Here is a 7,356-nt window from a genome sequence, read left to right on the forward strand (position 1 = left end):
CCACGTTCGACAGGAACGGGAATGCTATCATCCTGCCGTTGCCAGAGCAAGAAATCGTCAGCCTCTTTTAAGCTGACATTTGTCGCGCCGGCCGCAATCGGCGGATTTCGACTGGATTCCGGCGTCGTCGTCCGGTAGCTTCCCTACAGGAATCCACTGATGTCTCCGTCCGCAAGACTTGTCCTGATGCTGGCGCTGGCGTTCCAGCTCCTCGCCTTCCCGGCCTCGGCCGAGGAGAGGCGGGTCGCGCTCGTCATCGGCAATTCCAGCTACCGCAACGCGCAGCCATTGCCGAACACCCTCAACGACGCGCGCGACATGACGGTCGCCCTGCGCAAGGTCGGGTTCGAGGTGATCGACGGGCTCGATCTCGACAAGGGCGGCATGGACCAGGCGGTCACGCGCTTCGCCCGCCTCGCGCGCGATGCCGATGCGGTGCTGTTCTACTATGCCGGCCACGGCTTTCAGTTCAACGGCGAGAACTATCTCGTCCCGGTCGAGGCGAGGGTCGAGGACGAGGTCAGCGTCCAGTACGAGACGACCAGGCTGAGCGACGTCATCACCGCGCTGAGTTTCGCCAAGGGCGTCAAGATCATGGTGCTCGACGCCTGCCGCAACAACCCCTTCCTGCGCCAGCTCGCGAGCAAGCAGGCGACGCGCAGCTTCGCGGTCGGCGACGGTCTCGCCCCGATCGCGCGGTCGCAGGGCATGGTCGTGGCCTATGCCACCCAGGCCAACGACGTCGCCGCCGACGGCGTCGGCCGAAACAGCCCGTTCACCGCCGCGCTCTTGCGGGAGATACAGACGCCCGGCCTCGAGATCGCGAGCATGTTCCGCCGCGTCCAGAAGGTTGTCCACGACGCGACAGGCGGGCGGCAGACGCCGGAACTCTCGCTCTCGCTGCTCGGCGACTTCTACATCAATCGCGAGGAGACCGACGCCGATGTCTGGCGCTCGGTCCGCGCCAGCGACGATCCGGTGGTCCTGAACGGCTTCATCAAGCGCTTCCCGACCAGCTTCTTCGCGATCGACGCCCGCACCAAGCTCGACCTGATCGAGCGCCGCGCCGCCGGGGAGCGCGATCGCGACCGGCTCTCGCGTGAATTCGGCGAGCGCGAGCGGGCCCTGCTGGAGCGGCTGAAACAGGCCGAGCGCGAGCGCCGGCAGGGAGCCGAGGGCCCGGCGCGCCGCGCCGCCGAGAGCGCGGCCGCGCTCGTGACCGCCCCCCTTCCGGCACAGCGTGCCGCGCCGGACAAGGCCGCCGCCGGGCGTGACGAGAAGGAGCGCCTCGCCACCGAACTCGACCGCAAGGATGCCGAACTCGCCTCGCTCGAAGGCGAGCGCAGGCGTCTCGACGAGGAGCGGCGCATGCAGGAGCAGGCCATGGCGGCGCGCCTCGGTTCGCTGACGCTCGGGACGCCGGAGCCGCCGGTGCAGCTCACCGTGCCGCAGCGCCCGGCGCCGGTCGACCGCCGCCTGGGCGAGACCCTGACCGCGACGCCGGCCGCACGCCTGACGCCGGCGGCCTGCTCCAGCGCCCTGGCGCGCGCGCAGATCGGCGATCTGTCAAACCAGGTCCGGGACGCGCTGAGGCAATGCCGTTGAGGCCGCAAACGCGCCTGAGCAGGAAGGCTGCCGTCATGTCATCGATCCTTCGCCGCGCCGGTCGTTGTCTCGCCTTCTTCGGCCTGCTCGCCTGCGCGCCGGCCGTGCTGGCGCAGCCCGCGCCGCCGACGCCGATCCCCTATCCGGACGCGGTACGCCGGGCCGCCGACGATGTCTTCGGCAAGGCGAACCTGCCGGCCGGTCCGGTCGAGTTCGTGATCGATCCGCTGATCGACGGCATATCCGGCGCGCAGTCGACGGCGACGCGGGCGATGCAGGAGACCCTCGCCGAGGTCGTCCGCACCGCCCATCCCCGCTTCACGCTGCTGCCGTTCAACTCGGAATCGCTGGCGCGCCGGCCGGTCGTCCTGGTCGGCACCTTCACCGCGATCAACAATCTCGGCGACGCGCAGGGCCCGCGCGACGCCTTCCGCATCTGCTTCACCCTGGCCGATCTCGCCTCCAGGACCGTGGTCTCGAAGGGGGTCGCCCGCGCCCGCCCCGAAGGCGTCGACGTCACGCCGACGGGCTATTATCGCGACGCGCCGGTCTGGGGGCAGGACCCGGCGACAGACGCCTATGTCAAGACCTGCCAGGGCACGAAGCTCGGCGACGCGGTCGACCCGACCTATGTCGAGCGGCTGACGGCCGGCGCGCTGATCAATGACGGCATCCTCGAATACGAGGCGCAGCGCTATCGCGAGGCGCTCGCCTTCTACCGCTCGGCCAGACGCCTGCCGGGCGGCGACCAGCACCGGGTCCGCATCGGCGTCTATCTCGCGAGCGAGAAGCTCGGCCGCCGCGAGGAGGCGGTCGAGGCTTTCGCCGCTCTGGTCGATGCCGGGCTCGAATCGCGCAAGCTCCTCGTCAAGCTGCTGTTCCGGCCGGGGTCGACCCAGTTCGTCGACGATCCGAAGCTCACCGAGCCCTATCCGATGTGGCTGAGCCAGATCGCGGCGCGGATGCGTCAGAAAAAGGCCTGTCTCGAGATCGTCGGCCACACCTCGCGCACCGGCCCGGCTGCGCTCAACGACCGGCTTTCGGTGCTGCGCGCCAATTTCGTCATGGATCTGCTGAAGACCGGCGCGCCGGCGGGCGGCACGAGCCTGATCGCCACCGGAGTGGGCTTTCGCGAGAACCTGATCGGAACCGGCAAGGACGACGCCAGCGACGCGCTCGACCGCCGCGTCGAATTCAAGGTGCTCGACTGCTGATGACAGGCCTGGGGTTAGCGCCGGAGGGCCGCCCGGCCGGCGCGGAAGCCGATCCCGACGACGCCAACCCCTATGACGCGCTCGCCTATCGCGGCCACGCCTTTCCGCAGACGCAGCCGCGCCGCCTCGCCACCATCGCCTACGCTCATGGACTCAGGCCGGCGCCGGCCGCGCTGGCGCGGGTGCTCGAACTCGGCTGCGGCTCCGGAGGAAACCTGCTGCCGCTCGCCTTCGCCAGCCCGCGGGGCCGCTTCGTCGGGATCGATCTCTCGGCCAGCGCGATCGCCGACGCGCAACGGCGCGCCGACGAGCTCGAGCTCGCCAACATCGCCTTCCTTCATCGCGACATCATGACGGTGACGCCGGAACTCGGGGAGTTCGACTACATCATCGCCCACGGCGTCTATTCCTGGGTGCCCGATCCGGTCCGCGACAGGATCCTGGAGATCTTCGGGACCCTGCTCGCGCCGCACGGCGTCGCCTATGTCAGCTACAACGCGCTGCCCGGCTGCCGCATGCGCGACATGGCGCGCGACGTGATGCTCTTCGCCACCCGCGACATCGTCGAGCCGGCGGCGCGGATCCGCCAGGCCCGGCTGGCGCTGAAGACGCTGGCCGAGGCGGCCGATCCGAAATCCTTCTACGGCGCGGCGCTACGGGCCCGCTGCGAGCAGGTCGACGCCCTGTCCGACGACGTGCTCTACCATGACGACCTGAACCCGATCGCGCGGGCGTTCAGCGTGACCGAGGTGGTGAGAGCGGCGGAAGGCCACGGCCTGCAATATCTCGCCGACGAGTCCTTTCCCAGCCGGTTCGAGGCGGTGCGCGGTCCGGCGCGCGACATCCTGGAGAACATCGCGCCGGAGCCGCCCGTGTTGCGCCAGCAGGCGCTCGACCTGATCGTCGGCCGCTTCTTCCGCCAGACATTGTTCTGCCGCGCCGGGCTGGCGCTGCGGCGGGCCGAGGAGGAATTGTCGCTCTCGGCCTATCATCTGGCCGCCGACGTCTCCGAGGTCGCCGACGATCCCTCCGCGTCCTCCCGGCCGGGCACGATCGCCTTCGCCTTCGCGCAAGGCGTCAGGATCCTGATCGATCTCCCCGTCGCGCAGACGGCGTTGCGGCGGCTGGCGGCGTGCTGGCCGGGCGCGGTCGCGCATCGCGACCTCGTCGCGGCGGCGCTGGCCGATGCCGGCATCGAGCCGGGTCCGCAGTCCGCCCGCGAGGAAGAACGTCTCGACGAGGCGCTGATGGCGATGTTCAGGGCCGCATTGCTCGAAATCCATCTCGACCCGCCGGCGCTCAGCGTGACGGCTGGCAAGCGGCCTCTGGCCGACGCCTATGCCCGCTGGCAGGCCCGGAGCGGCCGCGAGCTGACCGATCTGAGGCATCGCACGGTGGGGCTGGAGGACGATATGGTGCGGCATTTCATCGGCCTGCTCGACGGCAGCCGCGATGCCGCGGCGCTGCTCGCGGCGATGAACGACTATCTCGGCGTGGCGCGGCAGGCCGCCGGCGATCCGCAATCGCTGCCGCGGAGCGTCGCCCCGGAGGACATCGCGATGCATCTGCGCAGCCTCGGCAGGCTCGGCCTGCTTCGCGGCTGACGATTGTGAGGGGATCGCTTCGGGAGTAGTTTACCCAACGAGAGATGGGTCGCGGCCGGCCATGAAGCGACGGCCCGGCAGCATGAGCCAGAGCTTCACATGAACCAGGGCTTCAAGAGCTTTCAGGCCGCCTTCCCCGAAGAGCGCTGCCTGTCGATGCTGATGGCGGCGCGCCATGGCGCGACGACGCTGCCCTGCGCCGCCTGTGGGCGCACCGTCGCCTTCGCACCCCGGCCACGCCTGCGCGCTCTCGCCTGCGAGGCCTGCAACTATCTGATCTATCCGGCCGTCGGCACGCCGCTGGAGAACCGGCGCGCCAGCCTTCCGGGCTGGTTCTACGCGATTTCGCTCGGGACCGAAGGCCGCCAGAGCGCCGCGGTCGCGACGCTGCGGCGCGAGGCCGGCCTGACGCAGCCGCTGGCCCAGCGCCTGGTCCAGGATGTCGCCGCCCTCGCGGAACAGGCGCAGGCCGGGCGCGGCGACTGGTTCGCCACGATCCGCGACGCGGTCTCGGCCCCGGCGCCTTCCTCCGCAGGCGCGGCTGTCGCCGTTGCGTCGCCGGCCGGCAAGGCTGATGCGGCGGCTGCACCGGCCGCGGTCGCGGCGCGCGGCGTCGCCCTGCCGGTCATGGGCGTCGCGGTGGCGATCCTGTCGGCGGTCGCGCTCGCCGGCTTCGCCATCGCCTCGCGCCAGCCGCAGCGCGAGGCGCTGCAACTGGCCGAGCCGGACCTGCCGAACCTGAAGAGCGCGCCGCCGCGTCCCTCGCTGGTGCTCTCATCGGTGGAGAGCGACCTCGATGCGGCGCGCGAGGCGACCCAGTTCGCGCTGAAGGCGAACCCGGCTTTGGCGGCGATCCGCCCGCAGGATCCGGACGCCGCTCCGCAGGCGCTGCCCCTGCCGCCGCCGAGCAACATCCTGCTCGTTCCGCCGCGACTGCCGGCGCAGACCGGGCCGCGCCAGCCCCCGCAAACACCGCTCGTGGCCGGCGGCGGCGATCCGGACCAGATCCTCAGCTTCGGGCCGATCCGCATCCGCCGCCATCTGGTCGAGACCATCGTCCGCGCAGGCAAGGTTGTCGGCGCCGACCCGACGCTGCTGATGGCGGTCGCCGACAAGGAATCGTCCTTCGCGACGGCGGTGCAGGCCAAGACCTCATCGGCGACCGGGCTGTTCCAGTTCATCGAGCAGACCTGGCTGGGCGTCGTCGACGAGTTCGGCCCGCGACACGGGCTTGCCGCCGAGGCGCAGCTCATCATCCGCGTCGGCCGGCAGTTCCAGGTCGCCGACGCGGCCGAGCGCCAGCGCATCCTCGATCTCCGGCGCGAGCCCTATATCTCGGCCCTCCTCGCCGCCGAGATGCTGAAGCGCGACACGCTGCGGCTGGAGAAGCAGATGGGCCGGTATCTCACCGGCGGCGAGGTCTATCTGATCCATTTCCTCGGGCCGGACGCGGCCCAGTCCTTCATGGCGACGATGGAAGAGGCGCCGACCTCCAAGGCGGCCGACCTGCTGCCCCGCCCGGCCCAGGCCAACCGGCCGATCTTCTATGCGGAAGCCGGCGGCGAAACCAAGACGCTGTCCGTCGCCGAAGTCCACAGAAAGTTCAACGAGATGATCAAGCTGAGGCTGGATCGCTACAGCAGCGTGCGCAGGCTCGCGGAGCAGAACGTCGCGAAGAAATAGGCAGCGCAAATCCGCCCGGCGCGGACCGTGGGGTCCGGCGGGCGATCGAAAAGGAGCGTGGCATGGCCGCAAATCGTTTCGAACAGGTCGACGAAGCCCCTGACGACGCGATCACGCTCAGCCTCGTCCAGGGGGAGGCCGGGCCGGTCGGCACGATCGCCTGCCCGGCGGCGTTGTCCGGCGGTCACCTCGTCAATGATTTCGAGAGCGATGCGATGGCGCCGGTCGACGCGTTCCGGGCGGCGATCAGGCTCGCCAACGAGATCAAGGCGGCCGTCGTGGTGGTCGACGCCGAGGGCCTCTGGCGGCCCGAATGGGGCGTGCTCTATCGCGAAGAAAATGCCTGAACGGCGCGGGCGCCAGCCTTCGTTGGACGGCTTCAGTAGATCCTGAAATAACGGATGCCGACGCCGATCTTGCCGCTCGCGGCCGCGATGTCGCGGGCGAGATTGGGGAAGAACTCGGTCGCGGGCGCAGGGTTGGGGCCCGACAGCACCGGCAGCGGCGCCTCGCTCGTCAGGGCCAGCACGGTCTGGGGGCGCATCGCCGAGCCGGTCGATTCGAGCTTGAGCGCGAACCGCGCGCGCGTGCCTTCGCGGCGCGTGAAGTTCGAGAGATTGTGGACGAGCCCGTCGTCGCCGACGAGCAGCAGCGTGACCTCCTTGGCGCCGCTTTCGATCAAGCCGTTCAGCGCATCGCCGCTCTTCAGGTTGAAGGTGTTGATCTGCAGGCCGGGCACGCGCTCGATCGCGTTGCTGGCCCGGCGCAGGAACTCGACCAGAGGGCATTGCTGCGCGGTGACCGGACGCAGGTTGATCTGCGCCTCGAAACCCTGCGCCGCCTTGAAAGCCGTGTCGAAAGCGACGAACGCCTCCGTTCCGCTGCCGAAGCCCTCCAGATTGGCCTTCTTCTCGCCGAGTTCGATCGGCCACAGGAAGAAGCAGCGCCCGCCGTCGTAGTTCGCGATATAGCGCTCGATCCGCTCGGCCGGCGTGCGCGGCTCGGTCACGGATGCGACGGCCGGCGGCTCGGGGCGCTGACCTGGCTGCCCGGAGGCCGGCGGAGGCGTTGCCGGACGCGCCGGCTGCGCCTGCGGCTCGGGTCGGCCGGCGACCGGGGGTGGAACGACCGCCGGCGGAGCTGTCGTCGAAGGAGCGGGGACCGGCGGCGTGGGCTCGCTCAACGCCGGCGGCGGCGTCACGGGGCGCGCGGGCGTGACGGGCGCTGCGGCGGGTGGCTCGGTGCGGGCC

The 7,356-nt window shown here is 70.4% G+C and carries 6 protein-coding genes; 5 read left to right on the plus strand and 1 reads right to left on the minus strand.

The window, feature by feature from the left end:
• The first annotated feature begins 159 nt into the window (after positions 1-159).
• The 5 genes from AC1RRW_RS15015 to AC1RRW_RS15035 all read left to right on the plus strand — a co-directional run bounded on the left by AC1RRW_RS15015 (position 160) and on the right by AC1RRW_RS15035 (position 6,453).
• Positions 160-1,605 carry a caspase family protein gene (locus AC1RRW_RS15015; RefSeq protein ID WP_492901577.1) on the plus strand — a complete coding sequence of 482 codons (1,446 nt, stop codon included), beginning with the start codon at positions 160-162 and terminating at the stop codon, positions 1,603-1,605.
• 35 nt (positions 1,606-1,640) lie between these two features.
• Positions 1,641-2,819, plus strand: a complete 1,179-nt coding sequence (locus AC1RRW_RS15020; RefSeq protein WP_492901578.1) for an OmpA family protein — start codon at positions 1,641-1,643, stop codon at positions 2,817-2,819.
• A complete protein-coding gene (locus AC1RRW_RS15025) occupies positions 2,819-4,423 on the plus strand; it encodes a methyltransferase regulatory domain-containing protein (protein ID WP_492901579.1) in 1,605 nt (534 codons plus the stop codon). Before AC1RRW_RS15020 ends, AC1RRW_RS15025 begins: the two co-directional genes overlap by 1 nt.
• A 99-nt stretch (positions 4,424-4,522) precedes the next feature.
• Positions 4,523-6,106, plus strand: coding sequence for a transglycosylase SLT domain-containing protein (locus AC1RRW_RS15030; RefSeq protein WP_492901580.1), 1,584 nt, complete (start codon positions 4,523-4,525; stop codon positions 6,104-6,106).
• Between the two features lie 62 nt (positions 6,107-6,168).
• Entirely contained in the window at positions 6,169-6,453 is a 285-nt protein-coding gene (locus AC1RRW_RS15035; RefSeq protein WP_492901581.1) for a hypothetical protein, read from the plus strand.
• A 32-nt stretch (positions 6,454-6,485) separates the two neighbouring features.
• On the opposite strand, the gene AC1RRW_RS15040 is transcribed toward AC1RRW_RS15035, so the two are convergent.
• On the minus strand, positions 6,486-7,115 hold the full coding sequence (locus AC1RRW_RS15040; RefSeq protein ID WP_492901582.1) for a hypothetical protein: 630 nt from the start codon (positions 7,113-7,115) through the stop codon (positions 6,486-6,488).
• Between the last annotated feature and the right edge of the window lie 241 nt (positions 7,116-7,356).

The organism is Allobosea sp. GW821-FHT12C12 (genome assembly GCF_058807355.1).